Source organism: Pseudomonas sp. BP8 (assembly GCF_017875955.1).
In the GTDB taxonomy this organism is placed as follows: Bacteria; Pseudomonadota; Gammaproteobacteria; order Pseudomonadales; family Pseudomonadaceae; genus Aquipseudomonas.
On sequence record NZ_JAGINK010000001.1, the window covers coordinates 703,624 to 718,714 of the forward strand.

The window sequence follows — 15,091 nt, forward strand, 5'->3', positions numbered from 1 at the left end:
CGTTGGCCTAAATTGCACGAGGCTGCGCGACCGCCATGGCCTGTGAGATTCGAGACGATCATGATCCGATTAGGCAATGCGTTGGTGTCGCTGGAGCGGCGTGAGGCTTTCCTCGAGGGTAAACCGTTGCCGCTCGGTGGGCGCGCCTTCGAAGTGCTGTCCATGCTGATCCGCGCCAACGGGCGGGTGGTTGGCAAGGAAGAGATGTTCAGCCAGGTCTGGGCCGGTACCGTGGTCGAAGACAACAACCTCCAGGTGCAGATCTCACTGCTGCGCAAGATGCTTGGCGACAAGCAACTGATCCAGACCGTGGCGCGCCGCGGCTACCGTCTGGCGGTCGATCCGGCTGGCGACCTGTCCTCGTTGGCCCACGCCCACCGCGCCTCGTTCAACCTCGATGCCGACGCGCTGGCGCCTGGCGAGGATGGCGCCGCAGTGCCCGTGCTGGTGGTCGACGACGACCCTTCGGTGCGCACTGCATTGGGCCGCTTGTTCCGCTCGCAGGGCATCGCCCACCGGCTGTACGCCTCGGCCGAAGAGCTGCTGCAGAGCCAGTGCGACACGCCCTATGCCTGCCTGCTGCTGGACATCAACCTGCCGGCAGCGACGGGGCTTGAGTTGCAGGATCTGCTCGGCAAGCTCGACCTGCCCTGGCCGGTGGTGTTCATGACCGGCTACGGCACGGTGCCGATGACGGTGCAGGCAATGCGTGCCGGTGCGGTCGAGGTGTTGACCAAGCCGTTCGATGAACAACAACTGCTGACATTGCTCGATACCGTGCGCGCCCGTGCGGTCAACGCGGGCAGGGCCTGGCAGCATGCGCGTCATGTGAAGGACAAGTATGGCCGGCTGACCACCCGCGAGCGCGAGGTGTTTGCGCTGGTGGTCAACGGGCTGTCGCACAAGCAGATCGCCAAGCAGATCGGTACCAGTGAAGTAACCACCAAGGTGCACAAGAAAAACATCATGAACAAGATGCAGTCGCGCTCGTTGGTCGATCTGGTCTCGATGCACCAGGTCATCGAAGGCAGCCGCCGTTGCGAGGGCCAGAGCGCCGCATGAACGGGGACCGGCTGGGCGACAAGGCATCGGTGTGCATCGTTGATGACGATGCGTCGGTGCGCAAGAGCCTGGCCAACCTGCTGCGTTCGGCCGGGTTCGGTACGTTGTTGTTTGCTTCCGGTGGAGAGTTTCTGGCGTCCGGTCTGGCGCGAGAGGCGGGGTGTGCGCTGCTCGATCTGAAGATGCCGGAACTGGGTGGGCTGGAGATTCAGCGCGAGCTGGCCGTGCTCGGCTGGGGGTTGCCAGTAATCTGCATGTCGGCGCACTGGAATGACGATGGGCTCGATCAATCGATGCGCGAAGGGGCGGTGGCGTGTTTGCGCAAGCCGTTCAGCGAAGAGGCGCTGCTCGATGCGGTGGGATTGGCCTTGGGCCGGCACTGACAGTGGTTTGTCAGTGCCGGCCCCCTCGCTCCTACAGTGACTGCGCCGCTATCCCTGTAGGAGCGGGCTTGCCCCGCGAAGAGGCCCGCACTGATTCACCACAACGGCCCTAACAGATTTTGCCGTTGTACGACGACTCAGGTAAACAGATCGACTCCCAGCTGGAACGCAACCCACAACGCCAGACCCGTCGCAAACGCCAGCGCAAGGTTCTCGAACAGGTTGTTGCGATATTCCTTGCTCAGCAGCGACTTCTGGTTGGACATGATCAGCAAGCCCAGCGAAATAACTGGCAAACCGATGATGTTCAGTGCGCTGACACCAATGGTCAGGGTAACGAAATCGGGCATGCCCGGAATCGACCAGACCAGCGGTGTGACCAGGATGAACAGCATGAACCAACGGTGAGCCGGATCCTTGTGGAACTCCTTGCCGTACTTGGCGCGACGCTGCGGTTGAACGTGCTGCAGCGCATCGGTAATCAGCATCGGGAAGGCCGTGGTCTTGCCCGAAATGCTGGCGAACAGGGTGGCGAACACACCGATGAAGAACACGTACCAGCCAATCGGCCCGAAGAACATCTCCAGCGCCTTGCCCAGGTCCGCCAGGGTGTTCACTTCGATACCGTTGGGCCGCAGGATCTCGGCGCCGACAATCCAGATCGCCAGGTTGATGACGATCCCGACAAACACCGCAAACAGCAGGTCGTTGCGCTGCACGCGCTTGTGTTGCGGCCCGACCCAACCCTTCTGGCGCATCACGTACGGGTGGACGAAGTTGGCCACCGACCCGGCCACCGCACCAATCACCGAAACCGCCACGAGCATGGCACCGTGCACGCCTTCGTCAGGCGGAATGCTGAAGCCGATGGTGCCTTTGACGATGCCGACCACGTCCGGGCCGGACATCACTGCCAGGGCCAGGAAGGCCAGGGTCATGATCGCCAGCAGGGCTTTCATCACCCCTTCGATCATCGAATAGATATTGCGACCCACCAGCATCCACACGGCGAGCACCACGGCCATGGAACACAGCAGCGGGTAGTCGATGCGCAGCAGCATCGCCAGGGATTCGCCCGCGCCCTTGATCATGTAGGCGTTCATCAAGTGGCCCATGATCAGCGCATAACCAAGCATGAACCAGGCAAATACCGGGTGCAGCTGGGCGTAGCCCTGGAGGATGGTCATCCCCTGGTTATTGCACAGCTGGAAGCGGGCAATGATGTTGACGATCAGATAGCGCAGCAGCAGCGAGACCGCCAGCACCCACATCATGGCGTAGCCGTAGTTGGCGCCTGCCACGGATGAAGTGATCAGATCACCGGCGCCGAGCCATGACAGAACGGCAATGATGCCCGGCCCGAGTAGTTTGACTACACGGGAAAGGCGGCTTTGAGAGGGCGTGGCGGTTTTGCCCTCAACGGAAGGAATGCTCGTCATCGCGGGTGTCTCCATTATTTTTGTATTGAGAGCCGGCGCAGTCGAACACAGTTGGTAGGATATCGTACAACTAAAAATTATCTATAAATGTTACGCGGTGTTTCCAATTAGTCTCGAGCCATTCTGGCCACTTTATGGCCACTATGGCCAGGCTTGCGGGCTGTCAGCTTTGCTGCGAAAGAACTCGCGCAGGTGCTCGATGAAGAACGACACCTTGGCCGACAGGTTGAGCCGCTCGAGATAGACCGCATAGATATCGGCGGGCGGCGTTTCGTAGTCACTGAGCACCTCGACCAGCCGCCCGCTGCGCAGATGCCCGGCGAGGTTCCACTCTGCACGCATGAGAATGCCGTGCCCCTCCAGCGCCCAGTTCAGTGCCACCTCGCCATCGTTGGTACTCAGGCTACCGCCCACTTTGACCGACTCGGTCAGCTTGCCTCGGCTCAGCCGCCAGCTGCCGAAGGCCGAATCGTTCTGCCGCAACACGATGCAGTTGTGCTGGGCGAGGTCCTTGGGTTTCTCCGGGTAGCCATGCGCCTGCAGGTACGCCGGCGCCGCGCACAACCGCCGCCGGTTGGCGGCAATCTTGCGCGCAATCAGGCGTGAATCCGGCAACTCGCCAAAACGGATGGCAACGTCGATGGCGTCATCCGGCAGGTTGATCGGCCGATCGCTCAGCTGCAACTGCACCTCGATCTCGGGGTAGCGCTTGGCGAATGAAGAGATCGCCGGCCCCACATGGGTGCGGCCAAAGCCCAGCGGCGCATTGACCCGCAGCAGGCCCTTGGGCTCTGCGCGACTGCTGGAGACCTGGCGTTCCATCTCTTCGATCTCGCCGAGGATGCGCTGTGCATTGACCAGGTACAGCTCGCCCTCGGCCGTCAGGCTGATGCTGCGTGTGGTGCGGTTGAGCAGACGCACGCCAAGCCGGCGTTCCAGCTGGTTAAGGCGCTTGGACACCGCCGGTGGGGTCAGGTTGAGCTCGCGGGCGGTCGCCGCCAGGCTGCCGAGCCTCGTCAGCAGGGCGAAAAAGGCCAATTCCGAGGTCGGGCTCATAAGTAACTCTGAAGACTTAATGAAGTGAATTTCAGTGTATTACAGAACATTTGCAAAACCATTAATTTGTAGGGGTGATTTCCCACAGCACCACTGCGTTCTCTACGCGCCTCCCTCGCCAATGCCTGGCCTTGGGTAGCGAACGCGCCGCCACGAAAAAATCCGACTCACAACAATAATGCGGAGAAAAATGGCCATGCGATTCCTCGGAAAGCTCTATGTCCAGGTTCTGATTGGCGTAACCATCGGCATCCTGCTCGGTGTGTTCTGGCCACACGTCGGCGTCGACCTCAAGCCCTTGGGCGACGCCTTCATCAAATTGATCAAGATGGTCTTTGCCCCGATCATCTTCGCCACGGTGGTGCTCGGCATCGCCAAGATGGACAACATGAAGGAGCTGGGCCGGGTTGGCGTGCGAGCGCTGATCTACTTCGAGATCCTCTCGACCTTCGCCCTGGTGCTTGGCCTGATCGTGGTCAACCTGGTCGAACCCGGCAAGGGCATGAACGTCGATCCGGCCACCCTCGACATCGCCAGCATCTCGACCTACACCTCGGCGGCGACCAGCTCGGGCGGCTTTACCGAGTTCCTGATGAACGTGATCCCGGCGAGCATTACCGATGCCTTCGCCAAGAACCAGATCCTGCAGATACTGCTGTTCTCGACCCTGTTCGGTATCGCCCTGTCGCACCTCGGGCCGCGTGGCAAACCCTTTGTCGATGTGCTCGAGGCGTTCTCCCACGGCATGTTCTACATCGTCGGCCTGGTCATGCGGGTTGCGCCACTGGCGGCCTGCGGGGCGATGGCATTTACCGTCGGCAAGTACGGGCTGGGCTCGATCGTGTCGCTCGGCAAGTTGATGGCGACCATGTACATCACCTGCTTCCTGTTCGTGGTGATCATCCTTGGCACGATCTGCCGGATGTCCGGTTTCAGCCTGTGGAAGTTTCTCAAGTACCTCAAGGAAGAGCTGTTCACCGTGCTTGGCACCAGCTCGTCGGAGTCGGTGGTGCCGCAGCTGATGACCAAGCTGGAAAGGGTCGGCGTGTCCAAGCCGGTGGTCGGCCTGGTGATCCCGTCGGGGCTGACCTTCAACCCGGATGGCCAGTGCATCTACTACACCATGGCGGCGATCTTCATCGCTCAGGCCACCAACACGCCGCTGACCCTGATGGACCAGCTGATCGTCCTCGGCGTCTTGCTGCTGACCTCCAAAGGGTCGGCGGGGGTCACCGGCTCGGGCTTCATCACTCTCGCCGCAACCCTGGCGACCATGGACAACATCCCGGTGGCGGGCATGGTCCTGCTGCTCGGCGTCGACCGCTTCATGTCCGAGGCGCGCGCCATCACCAACACCATCGGCAATGCGGTCGGCACCATGGCGATCGCCAAGTGGGTGGGTGCACTCGATAAGAAAACCATGGACCAGGTGCTCGATGGCGGGCCGGTACCGGAGCTCAAGCAAGCTCAGGATGCGCCGCCGCTGAGTACCCAGAGCCCAGTCAAACCAGCCTTGTGATGCCCTGAGGAGAATAATCGTGGATAGACAAGCCGCCGTTGAATCACTGACCGATGTCATGGCCAAGTTCACCGCCTATATCGGCAAGCGCCTGCCCAAGGACGTCAAGGAGAAGACCGCCAAGTTGCGTGCAGCGGAAACCAATCCGCTGGCCATCGCCGTCTATGACTCGATGGCCGAGAACCAGGATTACGCCGACAAGCTCGACCGGCCAAGCTGCCAGGACACTGGGGTGATCCAGTACTTCATCAGTGCCGGGGCGCGTTTCCCGCTGCTGGGAGAGCTGGAAAGCATCCTGGAGAATGCCACCAAAGAGGCGACCATCAAGGGCCCGCTTCGGCATAACGCGGTGGAAACCTTCATCGAGAAAAACACCGGCACCAACACGGGCTCGAAGATCCCTTGGCTGGACTGGGAAATCATCCCTGATGCGGATCATGCCATCGTCGACGTGTACATGGCCGGTGGCGGTTGCACCTTGCCGGGCTCGGCCAAGGTGTTGATGCCGGGGCAGGGCTATGAAGGGGTCACCGAGTTCGTCTTCGATGTGATCACCTCGCGCGGCATCAACGCCTGCCCGCCACTGCTGGTTGGCGTTGGCGTGTCGACCTCGGTCGAGACCGCCGCACGCTTGTCCAAACGGGCGATCCTGCGTCCGGTCGACTCCAGCCACCCCAACGAAAGCGCGGCAATGATGGAAAAGCTGCTGGAGGATGGCCTCAACGAAATCGGCATCGGCCCGCAGGGGCTGACCGGCAACAGCAGCGTGATGGGGGTGAACATCGAGTCGTCGGCGCGTCACCCGTCGACCATCGGCGTTGCCGTGTCGACCGGTTGCTGGGCCCACCGCCGCGGCAAGATCCGCATCAATGCCGACCTGTCCTACGACATCTTCTCGCATGAAGGAGTAGTCCTGTGAAGAAGATCCTCAGCACCCCGATCAAGGACGAAGACCTGGCTGACCTGAATGTCGGCGACGTGATTTACCTGACCGGCCAGTTGGTGACCTGCCGCGACGTCGCCCACCGGCGCCTGATCGAGCTCAAGCGTGAGTTGCCAGTGGACTTGCGCGGCGGGGCGATCTTTCATGCCGGGCCGATCGTGCGCAAGAAAGACGATGGCAGCTTCGAGATGGTCTCCATCGGGCCGACTACCAGCATGCGCATGGAAAAATTCGAGAAGGAGTTCATCGAGCAGACCGGCGTCAAGCTGATTGTCGGCAAGGGCGGCATGGGCCCGGAAACCACCACCGGCTGCCTGGAGAACAAGGCGGTGCATGCGGTGTTCCCCGGTGGTTGTGCGGTGCTGGCGGCCACCCAGGTGGAAGAGATCGTCCGTGCCGAATGGCAGGACCTGGGTATGCCGGAAACGCTCTGGGTGAACCGCGTGCGTGAGTTCGGGCCGCTGATCATTTCGATCGATACCAAGGGCAATAACCTGTTCGAGCAGAACAAGTTGCGCTTCAACGAACGCAAGGGCGCGGTGATCGAAAAGATCAACAGCCAGGTGCGGTTCATCAAGTGATGTGGCTGCGGGCTGATCACAACATCAACCATCCGCGGATCCTGCAGGAGATTGCCCGGCCCTTCGGGCTGCGCTCAACGCCCGTAAAAGCGGCGCATACTTTTTAGGAGCGGGCTTGCCCCGCGAAGAGGCCGGTCCAGCCACCGTGGTGTATGGCACCGGCTTCGCCGGTTTTCGCGGGTCAAGTCGGATCGCCGTACCGCCGCTCCTGCAGGGGCGCGCTGCGTGGCCTGAACCTCCCATGACAGCACATCTACTCAATCATCCCTCAACGATCCCCGGCATAGTCCGCCGCTGTTCGGATTGCCGAGACGCCCCTTATGCCCCGCCCGCAAAAACTCCAATTCCTCGCATCACCCGCCGCCGGCCTGCTGTTCATGCGCGTCGCCGCTGCGGTGTTGCTACTGCTCATCCACGGCCTGCCAAAACTGCTCAACTGGAGCAGCGAACTGCAACGGATCGAAGACCCGTTCGGCCTCGGCGCTAGCCTGACCCTCGGCCTCGCCGTGTTCGCCGAAGTGTTCTGCCCGTTGCTGCTGATCCTTGGCATCTGCGCCAGGCTGGCCTGCCTGCCGGTAATCGCCGTGCTGCTGGTGGCGCTGGTGGTGGTGCACCCGGAGTGGAGCCTTGAGCAAGGGCAGTTCGCCTGGTTGTTCCTGGTGCTGTACGCCGGCTTGGCGCTGACCGGCCCGGGCCCGTGGGTCGTCAAGCTGCCAGGTGTACCTCGCTGACGGTACTCCGCTCAACTGCCTGGCCGGTATTGAAGTGCTTCGGCCAAGTGCGGACGGCCAATCAACTCGACCTGCTCTAGGTCGGCCAAGGTCCGCGCCACCTTGAGCAAACGGTGCGCGGCACGCAGCGACAAGCTCAAGCGTTCACAGGCGTTCTCCAGCCAGCGCTGATCCTCTGTGCTCAACAGGCAATGCTGGCGGAGCCCGTTCAAGTCGAGAAAGGCATTGGCGCAGCCCTGGCGGCGCTGCTGACGCTCGCGCGCCTCGGCCACTACGCTGGCCACGCTGGCGCTGGACTCACCACTGGGGTCGCACCTCAGGACCGTGCTTTCCCGCGCTACGGTCAGGTGCAGGTCGATGCGGTCTAGCAACGGCCCGGACAGCTTGTTGCGGTAGCGCTGGATCAGCTCGGTGCTGCACCGGCAGCGCCCGGTGGGGTCGCCCAGATAGCCACACGGGCAGGGGTTCATCGCCGCCACCAGCTGAAAGCGGGCAGGGAAGCGCACCTTGTCCTTGGCCCGCGCTACCACAATCTCGCCACTCTCCAGCGGCTCGCGCAGTACCTCGAGTACCCGCCGCTCGAACTCGGGCAGCTCATCGAGAAACAGCACACCATGGTGGGCGAGGGTGATCTCCCCAGGTTGCGGACGGCTGCCGCCACCCACCAATGCCGGCCCGGAAGCGGAGTGGTGGGGGTGCCTGAAGGGTCGCTGAGGCCAGCTGTTTAGCGGTGTTCGACCGCTGACTGACTGGATCGCCGCCACTTCCAGTGCCTCGCGCTCATCCAGCGGCGGCAACAGCCCGGGCAGGCGACTGGCGAGCAAGGTCTTGCCTGTGCCAGGTGGCCCTGTGAACAGCAGATTATGCGCCCCAGCCGCCGCGACCAGCAGCGCTCGCTTCGCCGCCACCTGCCCCTGCACCTCGCTCAAGTCGGGGTAGGGCCGCTGGTGCAACACCAGCCCATTGGCTGCATAGGGCGGCAATGGCACCTGCCCGGTGAGGTGTGCCACCAGTTCCAGCAGGTGCCCCACCGCATACACCACCAACCCGCTGGCAAGGCTCGCCTCCTCGGCGTTGTCCCGCGGCACCACCAGCGCCCGTCCCGCCTCGCGTGCCGCCAGCGCGGCGGGCAATACCCCCTGTACCGCGCGCACAGCCCCGGACAGTGCCAATTCACCCAGGCATTCGAGATCGCTCAGCGGCGCCACCGGCACCTGTCCATCGGCAGCCAGAATGCCCAGGGCAATTGCCAGGTCGTAACGCCCGCCATCCTTGGGCAAGTCAGCCGGGGCCAGGCTCTGGGTGATGCGCCGCGCCGGGTAGTTGAGGCCGGAATTGACGATGGCGCTGCGTACCCGGTCCTTGCTTTCTTTCACGGTGGCTTCAGGCAGCCCGACCAGGGTCAGGCTGGGCAGGCCGTTGGCCAGATGAGTTTCGACACTGACAGCCGGCGCCTGCACGCCCACCTGGGCGCGGCTGTAGACAAGGGCAAGGGACATGGACACTCCGTGGTCGCTGAGGGACGCCGCGTCCTGCGGCTTGTGAAGCGTAGAGCGGAGTCGGGCGTGCAGCCCTGAAAGAGTGCGACCGGATTTTACTAACGGCTACGGCCCTGCGGAACCGGCAGCGCCGGTGCCATCCACCACGGCCGATCCTACAGGGTTTGCGGCGCCATTGCGGGTGGCGTTACGGGCTCAGTCCTGCGGGTCAGCCGCTGCTGCTGGCTGCGGCGCAATCGGCGCCATCCGCGCATCCAGCTCGGCGACTTGCTTTTCCAGCGCTTCGAGGCGGGCACGGGTACGTGCCAACACCACCATCTGACTATCGAATTCTTCCCGGCTGACCAGGTCGAGTTTGCTGAAAGCGCTCTGCATGAGCATCTTGAACTGGCTTTCGAGTTCGGCGCGGGGCTGTGCAGTGTCGCCGCTGAACAGGCGCGAGGCCTGGTCGCTGAGGGCGTCGAGGAGGGCTTTGGGCGCGAGCATGGTGGGCTGTCCGCTTGATCAGTAAAAGAGCGCCAGTGTAACACGCCACCCCATGGCCCCTAAGGGACCCTGGCGCTGCACACTTTTTGCGCAGCGCGGTACAAGGCGGTGCACCGAAATTGTGCATGTTTCCACTGATGGCGACTGGCCAATCCCTGCTCTTTCACGCAACTACCTGTTTTCCGGCGCTTTGTGCGACCTGGCAAGGTTTCTGCAAAGACCTCTGCGAGCCATGCACTGATGCAGTTCCTTGTGACCAGGCAGTGCGCAGGCCGAGCCGAAAGGCTGATCGTTACCGTCGAGGCGTGCATCGGCGGTGAGGAGGGTGCCAACGATGCGTTACAAAGCCGGGCACTGCGCTTAGACTTGAGACGGGTTTGTTTTCCTGGGGCAAGTCCACCAAATCGGGAGAGAGTTTCATGAAGCTAGTCACTGCCATCATCAAGCCGTTCAAGCTGGACGACGTGCGCGAGTCGCTGTCGGAAATCGGCGTGCAGGGCATCACCGTCACCGAAGTCAAAGGCTTCGGTCGGCAGAAGGGCCACACCGAGCTGTATCGCGGTGCTGAATACGTGGTCGACTTCCTGCCTAAAGTGAAGATCGACGTCGCCATCGACGACAAGGATCTGGACCGGGTAATCGAGGCCATCACCAAGGCCGCCAACACCGGCAAGATCGGTGACGGCAAGATTTTCGTAGTCAATCTGGAGCAGGCCATCCGCATCCGTACCGGCGAAACCGATACCGACGCGATCTAAGCAACAACAAAAGCCTCACCAAACCCAACGCCCCAGGAGAAAACAACATGACTCTGCGTCAGATCGCAGGGCTAGGAGCCCTATTGTCCCTCGCAATGCCAGGCCTCGCCCTGGCCGAGGAAGCTGTCCCCACGCTGAACTCCGGCGACACCGCCTGGATGCTCACCGCGACGGCGTTGGTACTGTTCATGACCATTCCGGGCCTGGCCCTGTTCTACGGCGGCATGGTCCGCTCGAAGAACGTGTTGTCGGTGATGATGCAGTGCTTTGCCATTACTGGCCTGATGAGCATCCTGTGGATGGTCTACGGCTACAGCCTGGCTTTCGATACCACCGGTATGGAAAAGGGCGTACTCAACTTCAGTTCCTTCGTGGGCGGCTTCTCCAAAGCCTTCCTCAACGGCGTCACCCCTGACAGCCTGACCGCGGCCTTCCCGGAAGCGGTGTTCATCACCTTCCAGATGACCTTCGCCATCATCACCCCGGCGCTGATCGTCGGTGCCTTTGCCGAGCGGATGAAGTTTTCCGCGATGCTGATCTTCATGGCCGTGTGGTTCACCCTGGTCTATGCGCCGATCGCGCACATGGTCTGGAGCGGTGACGGCGCGCTGATGTGGGATTGGGGCGTGCTGGACTTCGCTGGCGGCACCGTGGTGCACATCAACGCCGGTATCGCGGGCCTGGTCTGCTGCCTGGTGCTGGGCAAGCGCAAAGGCTACCCGACCACCCCGATGGCGCCGCACAACCTCGGCTACACCCTGATGGGCGCTGCCATGCTGTGGATCGGCTGGTTCGGCTTCAACGCCGGCTCCGCCGCTGCCGCCAACGGCACTGCAGGCATGGCCATGCTGGTTACCCAGATCGCCACCGCGGCGGCGGCGCTGGGCTGGATGTTCGCCGAGTGGATCTTCCACGGCAAGCCAAGCGCTCTGGGCATTGCCTCGGGTGTGGTCGCCGGCCTGGTTGCCATCACCCCGGCTGCGGGTACCGTCGGCCCGATGGGTGCGCTGGTGATCGGCCTGGCCTCGGGTGTGATCTGCTACTTCTGCGCCACCAGCCTCAAGCGCAAGATGGGCTATGACGATTCGCTGGACGCCTTCGGCGTACACGGTATTGGCGGCATCATCGGTGCCTTGCTCACCGGCGTGTTCGCAGCTCCGGCGCTGGGCGGCTTCGGCGAAGTCGAAGACATCGGCGCGCAGTTCTGGATCCAGGCCAAGGGCGTGATCTTCACCGTGGTCTACACCGCCATCGTCACCTACGTGATCCTCAAGGTGCTGGACGTGGTGATGGGCCTGCGGGTCAACGAAGAAGAAGAGTCGGTCGGCCTCGACCTGGCTCAACACAACGAACGTGGTTACAACCTGTAACTACGACGCTGGAAAAACTTGCCCGGTTCGCCGGGCATTTTTTTGCCTGATTTTTGCACGTTCGCGCAGAGCAAACGGTTTATCCCTCACGTTCGCGACGCGTGGCAAAAACTTACACCGCATAGGGCGTTTATGGTGCTTTGCTTTTTCTGCGGGCACGCTAGAATGCGCGCCGTAGGGTGTTGCACGATGTGACCCGCACACTCCGCTACCCTTTGCTAGGCTTGCCAGTAGCGTATGGCCAGCAGGGAAGCTCACGGATTTTGTCAGGCCCTGCCAGGAGCAGGGTTTGAACGGCGCCGCCGCTCATCAGGCGACGGCTGCCCAAGGGCAGTGGCCAACCCACGGCCAGTTGAATTTTCACTGGTGGCGGCCGGTCTACGGCTGCACTGGTCTATAACTAACCTGCTTTTTGCAAGTCATGAGGTAGAACATGAGCGACGACGATCTGGAAAATGATGACCTCGAAGTAGGCGACGAAGACGAGGCTGATGAAGGTCTTGAGACTGCGGCTGACGACAGCGCCGAAGACGCTGGCGAAGACAGCCCGGCACCGGCTGCCAAAGGCAAATCCAAGGCGGCCGTCTCGGTAGACGAGATGCCGAGCATGGAAGCCAAGCAGAAGGAGCGTGATGCGCTGGCCAAGGCGATGGAAGAGTTCCTGTCGCGCGGTGGCAAGGTGCAGGAAGTGGAGGCCAATGTGGTCGCCGATCCGCCCAAGAAGCCGGACAACAAATACGGCAGCCGCCCTATCTGAGTGGTTGTTTGCAAAAAAGCCCGCCGTCGCTGCGGGCTTTTTTGTGGGCGCGATGCTGAAGGTGTTTGGGCTGTGGCGGTTTCTTCGCGGGGCAAGCCCGCTCCTACAGGGGCGGTGGTGTTCACACACAACCTGTAGGAGCGGGCTTGCCCCGCGAACTAGGGCGAAGCCCTCGCCATTCAACAAAGATGCTTAACGCCAGCGGGCGAGCACCTCAGGCAGCTGCGAAAGGCGCTGGATCTCTGCATCCGGCGCTTTGTCGCCAGCCCAGGCCTTGCCCTGCGGGTTGAACCACACCGCGCGCAAACCGGCGCGCTGGGCCCCGGCGATGTCATCACCAGGGTGGTCACCGATATGCACGGCAGCACTGGCGTCTGCCTCGCCGCGTTTCAACGCCTCAAGGAACGGCGCCGGATCAGGCTTGCCGATCCCCAGGTCCTCGGCACACAAGGCAAACTTGAAGTAGTCCGCCAGGCCAATGCGGCTGACGTCGGCATTACCATTGGTCACCACGCCAAGGGTGTAGCGGTGGCGGAGGATCTCCAGCACCGGCTGCACCTCGGGGAACACCTCGACCTGGTGCCGGGCGTGAAGAAACACCTCGAAGCCTTCGTTGGCCAGCGCCTGAGCCTGCTGTTCGCTGTAGCCGACATCCGCCAGGGCATGGAACAGCACCCTTCGGCGCAGGGCGCTGATGCGATGCTTGAGGCCCGGTTCGGCCTGCACCAGGCGTTCGCGGATGGCAAACAGGTGCTCGACCGGCACACCGCCCAGACGCGGCGCATTGGCCTCGAGCCAGTCGCGCAAAACGGTCTCGGCGCTGAGGATCACCGGCGCGGTGTCCCACAAGGTGTCGTCCAGGTCGAAGGTGATCAGCTTGATGCTCATGAGTCTGTGCCTTTGCTGCGTTTGGCCCGGGGATGGGCGCTGTCGTACACCGCGGCCAGGTGCTGGAAGTCCAGGTGGGTGTAGATCTGGGTGGTGCTGATGTCGGCATGGCCGAGCATCTCTTGCACCGCGCGCAGGTCCTGGGACGACTCAAGCAGATGGCTGGCGAAGGAATGGCGGAGCATGTGTGGGTGCAGGTGCTGGCCGAGCTCGCGCTCGCCAGCGGCCTTTACCCGCAACTGGATGGCGCGCTGGCCGAGGCGCCGGCCCTGGCGGCTGAGAAACACCGCATTGTCGCGCGGTGCGCTGATGCCGCGCAGCTTGAGCCACTCCTGCAGCGCCTCGCGGGCCTTGCGGCCGACCGGCAGGACGCGGCTCTTGCTGCCCTTGCCGTGTACCTGGACCAGGCCGGCGGCCAGGTCCAGCTGGTCAAGGTCAAGGTTGGTCAGCTCGGACAGGCGCAGGCCCGACGAATAGAACAGCTCGAGGATGGCCTGGTCGCGGCGGGCAATGAAATCGTCGTCGACGCCGCCCTCGAGCAACTGCAGGGCACGGTCGGTGTCGAGCACCTTGGGCAAGCGGCGCTCGCCTTTGGGCGGAGAGAGACCATTGGCCGGATCGTGCTCGCACAGGCCTTCACGGTTGAGGTAGCGATACAGGCCGCGCACTGCCGACAGCAGCCTGGCCAGGCTCGGCGCGGACTGGCCGTGATGGTGCTGGCGCGCGACCAGTTGGCGCAGTTGCTGGATCTGCAGGTCGCGCCAACTGGCGATGCCCTGGCTGTTGCAGTATTCGAGCACCTTGGCCAGGTCGCGGCGGTACGCCAGCTGGGTGTGCACCGATACCTGGCGCTCGTTGCGCAGGTGTGCGCAATAAGCCTCCAGTTGGCGCTCCATCAGCGCACCTGGCGCAGGGTCTGGGTCAGGCGCGGCACGGTGCGGCCAAGCACTTCGGCGATGTAGCTGAGAAACAGCGTGCCGACCGTGCTCTTGTAGTGCTGCGGATCACGGCTGCCGATGGCCAGCACACCATGCACGCCCTGGTACTCGAGGGTGGCCACGGCACTGGAACCGACTTCCTTGCGTTGCGCCTCGCCAAACAGAAAGGCCAGCTCGTGCTCGCGCAGGTTGCCACTGACCGTCTTGCCACTGCCGAGCAGCGCCCCGATGGCCTGCTGGGCCTCGGCATTGCTGACCCAGCGGCCGACCGGCATGGCGTTTTCGCCAAACAGGATCAGGCTGACGAAGGGCACCTGGAACTCCTGGCGCAGGCTGTCTTCGACCGCCATCACCACGTCTTCCAGGCTGCTGGCATCGAGCAGGTCAAGGATCAGTCGACGGGTCTTGTCGAACAATCGGTCGTTGTCCCGGGCCACGTCCATCAGCTGCGACAGGCGATGACGCATCTCGATGTTGCGGTCGCGCAGCAGCTTGAGCTGGCGTTCCACCAGCGACACGCTGTCGCCGCGCTGGTGGGGGATGCATTGCTCGAGCAGCAGCTCGTCGTGCTCGGCAAAGAACGTCGGGTGGGCACGCAGATAGGCAACCACCGCCTCGGCATCGAGCTCGGTGGTCTGTTCGGGTGCAACCTGTGGCTGATCGGTCATGGCGGTTACTCGC

General features: G+C 62.7%; 16 protein-coding genes. 9 read left to right on the forward strand and 7 right to left on the reverse strand.

Annotation, left to right across the window (positions count from 1 at the left end; translation table 11 throughout):
* The first annotated feature begins 60 nt into the window (after nucleotides 1–60).
* The gene (locus J3B00_RS03075) at nucleotides 61–1,062 is read left to right on the forward strand and encodes a response regulator (protein WP_209863542.1); all 1,002 of its coding nucleotides are present in this window, start codon (nucleotides 61–63) and stop codon (nucleotides 1,060–1,062) included.
* A 29-nt stretch (nucleotides 1,063–1,091) separates the two neighbouring features.
* Complete coding sequence (locus J3B00_RS03080) at nucleotides 1,092–1,445, forward strand: response regulator (RefSeq protein ID WP_209874552.1); 354 nt, start codon at nucleotides 1,092–1,094, stop codon at nucleotides 1,443–1,445.
* Between the two features lie 137 nt (nucleotides 1,446–1,582).
* Here the strand turns inward: J3B00_RS03080 and J3B00_RS03085 are convergent, their stop codons facing one another.
* The gene (locus J3B00_RS03085) at nucleotides 1,583–2,884 is read right to left on the reverse strand and encodes an Nramp family divalent metal transporter (RefSeq protein WP_209863546.1); all 1,302 of its coding nucleotides are present in this window, start codon (nucleotides 2,882–2,884) and stop codon (nucleotides 1,583–1,585) included.
* Between the two features lie 141 nt (nucleotides 2,885–3,025).
* Nucleotides 3,026–3,940, reverse strand: coding sequence for a LysR substrate-binding domain-containing protein (locus J3B00_RS03090; protein ID WP_209863549.1), 915 nt, complete (start codon nucleotides 3,938–3,940; stop codon nucleotides 3,026–3,028).
* Nucleotides 3,941–4,130: 190 nt separating this feature from the next.
* Between J3B00_RS03090 and J3B00_RS03095 the strand changes: the two genes are divergently transcribed.
* The 4 genes from J3B00_RS03095 to J3B00_RS03110 all read left to right on the forward strand — a co-directional run bounded on the left by J3B00_RS03095 (nucleotide 4,131) and on the right by J3B00_RS03110 (nucleotide 7,714).
* Nucleotides 4,131–5,459, forward strand: coding sequence for a dicarboxylate/amino acid:cation symporter (locus J3B00_RS03095; RefSeq protein WP_209863552.1), 1,329 nt, complete (start codon nucleotides 4,131–4,133; stop codon nucleotides 5,457–5,459).
* A 19-nt stretch (nucleotides 5,460–5,478) separates the two neighbouring features.
* On the forward strand, nucleotides 5,479–6,378 hold the full coding sequence (ttdA, locus tag J3B00_RS03100; RefSeq protein ID WP_209863555.1) for a L(+)-tartrate dehydratase subunit alpha: 900 nt from the start codon (nucleotides 5,479–5,481) through the stop codon (nucleotides 6,376–6,378).
* On the forward strand, nucleotides 6,375–6,983 hold the full coding sequence (ttdB, locus tag J3B00_RS03105; protein ID WP_209863558.1) for a L(+)-tartrate dehydratase subunit beta: 609 nt from the start codon (nucleotides 6,375–6,377) through the stop codon (nucleotides 6,981–6,983). Before ttdA ends, ttdB begins: the two co-directional genes overlap by 4 nt.
* A 320-nt stretch (nucleotides 6,984–7,303) precedes the next feature.
* Nucleotides 7,304–7,714 carry a DoxX family protein gene (locus J3B00_RS03110; protein WP_209863561.1) on the forward strand — a complete coding sequence of 137 codons (411 nt, stop codon included), beginning with the start codon at nucleotides 7,304–7,306 and terminating at the stop codon, nucleotides 7,712–7,714.
* 11 nt (nucleotides 7,715–7,725) lie between these two features.
* Here the strand turns inward: J3B00_RS03110 and J3B00_RS03115 are convergent, their stop codons facing one another.
* Both J3B00_RS03115 and J3B00_RS03120 read right to left on the reverse strand, forming a co-directional pair.
* Nucleotides 7,726–9,213, reverse strand: a complete 1,488-nt coding sequence (locus J3B00_RS03115) for a YifB family Mg chelatase-like AAA ATPase (RefSeq protein ID WP_209863564.1) — start codon at nucleotides 9,211–9,213, stop codon at nucleotides 7,726–7,728.
* A gap of 195 nt (nucleotides 9,214–9,408) precedes the next feature.
* Nucleotides 9,409–9,699, reverse strand: coding sequence for an accessory factor UbiK family protein (locus J3B00_RS03120; protein WP_209863567.1), 291 nt, complete (start codon nucleotides 9,697–9,699; stop codon nucleotides 9,409–9,411).
* Nucleotides 9,700–10,118: 419 nt separating this feature from the next.
* Between J3B00_RS03120 and glnK the strand changes: the two genes are divergently transcribed.
* From glnK to sutA, 3 genes are all read left to right on the forward strand, one after another.
* Entirely contained in the window at nucleotides 10,119–10,457 is a 339-nt protein-coding gene (glnK, locus tag J3B00_RS03125) for a P-II family nitrogen regulator (protein WP_002555808.1), read from the forward strand.
* 47 nt (nucleotides 10,458–10,504) lie between these two features.
* Nucleotides 10,505–11,827, forward strand: coding sequence for an ammonium transporter (locus J3B00_RS03130; protein WP_209863570.1), 1,323 nt, complete (start codon nucleotides 10,505–10,507; stop codon nucleotides 11,825–11,827).
* Between the two features lie 433 nt (nucleotides 11,828–12,260).
* On the forward strand, nucleotides 12,261–12,584 hold the full coding sequence (sutA, locus tag J3B00_RS03135) for a transcriptional regulator SutA (RefSeq protein ID WP_209863573.1): 324 nt from the start codon (nucleotides 12,261–12,263) through the stop codon (nucleotides 12,582–12,584).
* A gap of 192 nt (nucleotides 12,585–12,776) precedes the next feature.
* Here sutA and J3B00_RS03140 read toward each other — a convergent pair whose 3' ends face one another.
* Genes J3B00_RS03140 through J3B00_RS03150 form a run of 3 tightly spaced genes read right to left on the reverse strand, consistent with a single transcriptional unit; the run spans nucleotide 12,777 to nucleotide 15,078 of the window.
* Nucleotides 12,777–13,472: an HAD-IA family hydrolase gene (locus J3B00_RS03140; protein ID WP_209863577.1), complete on the reverse strand. Its 696-nt coding sequence runs from the start codon at nucleotides 13,470–13,472 to the stop codon at nucleotides 12,777–12,779.
* Nucleotides 13,469–14,368 (reverse strand): tyrosine recombinase XerC, encoded by a 900-nt coding sequence (gene xerC, locus J3B00_RS03145; RefSeq protein WP_209863580.1) that lies wholly within the window; start codon nucleotides 14,366–14,368, stop codon nucleotides 13,469–13,471. Before xerC ends, J3B00_RS03140 begins: the two co-directional genes overlap by 4 nt.
* A complete protein-coding gene (locus tag J3B00_RS03150; protein WP_209863583.1) occupies nucleotides 14,368–15,078 on the reverse strand; it encodes a DUF484 family protein in 711 nt (236 codons plus the stop codon). Before J3B00_RS03150 ends, xerC begins: the two co-directional genes overlap by 1 nt.
* Nucleotides 15,079–15,091 lie beyond the last annotated feature (13 nt).

Excerpts from the sequence above, each read along its gene's own strand:
- J3B00_RS03085 (WP_209863546.1), bottom strand. The coding sequence starts at position 2,884 with ATGACGAGCATTCCTTCCGTTGAGGGCAAAACCGCCACGCCCTCTCAA.
- J3B00_RS03075 (WP_209863542.1), top strand. The coding sequence starts at position 61 with ATGATCCGATTAGGCAATGCGTTGGTGTCGCTGGAGCGGCGTGAGGCT.
- J3B00_RS03090 (WP_209863549.1), bottom strand. The coding sequence starts at position 3,940 with ATGAGCCCGACCTCGGAATTGGCCTTTTTCGCCCTGCTGACGAGGCTC.
- J3B00_RS03115 (WP_209863564.1), bottom strand. The coding sequence starts at position 9,213 with ATGTCCCTTGCCCTTGTCTACAGCCGCGCCCAGGTGGGCGTGCAGGCG.
- glnK (WP_002555808.1), top strand. The coding sequence starts at position 10,119 with ATGAAGCTAGTCACTGCCATCATCAAGCCGTTCAAGCTGGACGACGTG.
- J3B00_RS03140 (WP_209863577.1), bottom strand. The coding sequence starts at position 13,472 with ATGAGCATCAAGCTGATCACCTTCGACCTGGACGACACCTTGTGGGAC.
- xerC (WP_209863580.1), bottom strand. The coding sequence starts at position 14,368 with ATGGAGCGCCAACTGGAGGCTTATTGCGCACACCTGCGCAACGAGCGC.
- J3B00_RS03130 (WP_209863570.1), top strand. The coding sequence starts at position 10,505 with ATGACTCTGCGTCAGATCGCAGGGCTAGGAGCCCTATTGTCCCTCGCA.
- J3B00_RS03120 (WP_209863567.1), bottom strand. The coding sequence starts at position 9,699 with ATGCTCGCGCCCAAAGCCCTCCTCGACGCCCTCAGCGACCAGGCCTCG.
- J3B00_RS03150 (WP_209863583.1), bottom strand. The coding sequence starts at position 15,078 with ATGACCGATCAGCCACAGGTTGCACCCGAACAGACCACCGAGCTCGAT.
- sutA (WP_209863573.1), top strand. The coding sequence starts at position 12,261 with ATGAGCGACGACGATCTGGAAAATGATGACCTCGAAGTAGGCGACGAA.
- J3B00_RS03095 (WP_209863552.1), top strand. The coding sequence starts at position 4,131 with ATGGCCATGCGATTCCTCGGAAAGCTCTATGTCCAGGTTCTGATTGGC.
- J3B00_RS03110 (WP_209863561.1), top strand. The coding sequence starts at position 7,304 with ATGCCCCGCCCGCAAAAACTCCAATTCCTCGCATCACCCGCCGCCGGC.